Origin of the sequence: Streptomyces sp. SPB074 (genome assembly GCF_000154905.1) — a bacterium.
GTDB lineage: Bacteria > Actinomycetota > Actinomycetes > Streptomycetales > Streptomycetaceae > Streptomyces.
Genome location: NZ_GG770539.1, coordinates 5,983,520 through 5,985,271 on the forward strand (window position 1 = coordinate 5,983,520; position 1,752 = coordinate 5,985,271).

Annotated in this window: 1 protein-coding gene; it reads left to right on the top strand. The window is 74.8% G+C overall.

What is annotated here, in order from left to right; genetic code table 11:
* Positions 1–1,710 (top strand): nicotinate-nucleotide--dimethylbenzimidazole phosphoribosyltransferase (gene cobT, locus SSBG_RS25335; protein ID WP_037870606.1); only part of this gene is annotated, 1,710 nt, incomplete at its 5' end.
* Between the last annotated feature and the right edge of the window lie 42 nt (positions 1,711–1,752).

Below are 1,752 nucleotides of genomic sequence, written 5' to 3' on the forward strand. Positions count from 1 at the left end.
GAGGCCGAGCGCGAGGCCGTGCTGCGCGTCATGCGCGAACGACGAGACATCCGCAACGGCTTCCGCCCCGACCCGATCCCGCACGAGGTGCTGCTCCGCGTCCTGGAGGCCGCGCACACCGCGCCGAGCGTCGGCCACTCGCAGCCCTGGGACTTCGTCGTCATCCGCTCCGAGGAGACCCGGCGCGCGATGCACGTGCTGGCCGAGAAGCAGCGCGACGCCTACGCCGCCTCGCTCCCCAAGGCGCGGGCCAAGCAGTTCCGCGAGCTGAAGATCGAGGCGATCCTCGACACCCCCGTCAACATCGTCGTCACCGCCGACCCGACACGCGGCGGCAGGCACACCCTCGGCCGCCACACACAGCCGCAGATGGCGCCCTACTCCTCCGCGCTCGCCGTCGAGAACCTGTGGCTCGCCGCCCGGGCCGAAGGACTCGGCGTCGGCTGGGTCAGCTTCTTCGACGAGCGCGAGATGGTCCGCGCGCTCGGCCTGCCCGAGCACCTGGAGGTCGTCGCGTACCTGTGCGTCGGCTACGTGGACGAGTTCCCCGAGGAGCCCGAGCTGGCGCAGGCCGGGTGGTCCAAGCGGCGCCCGCTCTCCTGGGTCGTGCACGAGGAGACGTACGGCCGCCGCGTGCTGCCCGGCGCCGAACCGGCCGACCTGCTCACCGAGACCGTGCGGCGCATCCGCCCTCTCGACGCGAAGGCCCTCGGCGAGGCGTGGGAACGGCAGAAGCGGATGACGAAGCCGCCGGGGGCGCTCGGGATGCTGGAGATCATCTCCGCGCAGCTCAGCGGCCTCTCGCGCACCTCGCCGCCGCCGATCCCCGAACCGGCCGCCGTCGCGATCTTCGCCGGCGACCACGGCGTGCACGCCCAGGGCGTCACCGCCTGGCCCCAGGAGGTGACCGCGCAGATGGTCGCCAACTTCCTCGGCGGCGGCGCGGTGTGCAACGCCTTCGCCAAGCAGGTCGGCGCCGAGGTGTGCGTCGTGGACGTCGGCGTCGCCGCCGAGCTGCCGCCCACGCCCGGTCTGCTGCCGCGCAAGGTACGGGCGGGCACCGCGGACATGACGGTGGGCCCCGCGCTCAGCCGCGAGGACGTCACCGCCGCGATCGAGGTCGGCATCGAGACCGCCCGCGACCTCGTCGCGGCGGGCAACAAGGCACTCCTCACCGGCGAGATGGGCATCGCCAACACGACGGCGTCGGCCGCGCTCATCTCCGTCTTCACCGGCACCGACCCGGCCGAGGTCACCGGGCGCGGCACCGGCATCAACGACGAGATGCACGCCCACAAGGTCGAGGTCATCCGCCGCGTCCTCGACCTGCACCGCCCCGACCCCGCCGACCCGGTCGGCGTGCTCGCGGCGGTCGGCGGGCTCGAACACGCGGCGATGGCGGGGCTCCTCCTCGGCGGCGCCTCGCTGCGCACGCCCGTCGTCCTCGACGGCGTGAGCGCCGGAGCGGCGGCCCTCGTCGCCCGCGCCATCGCCCCCGAGGTCCTGGCCGCGTGCATCGCGGGCCACCGCAGCGCCGAACCGGGCCACGTCGCGGCCCTCAACAGCCTCGGCCTGCGCCCCCTCGTGGACCTCGACCTGCGCCTCGGCGAGGGCACGGGCGCCCTCCTCGCCCTGCCCCTCGTCCAGAGCGCCGCCCGCGCGATGCACGAGGTCGCCACGTTCGACTCGGCGGGCGTCACGGAGAAGTAGCCGCCCGGGGGGCGGTGCGGGGACGGCACCGCCCCCAGGGCG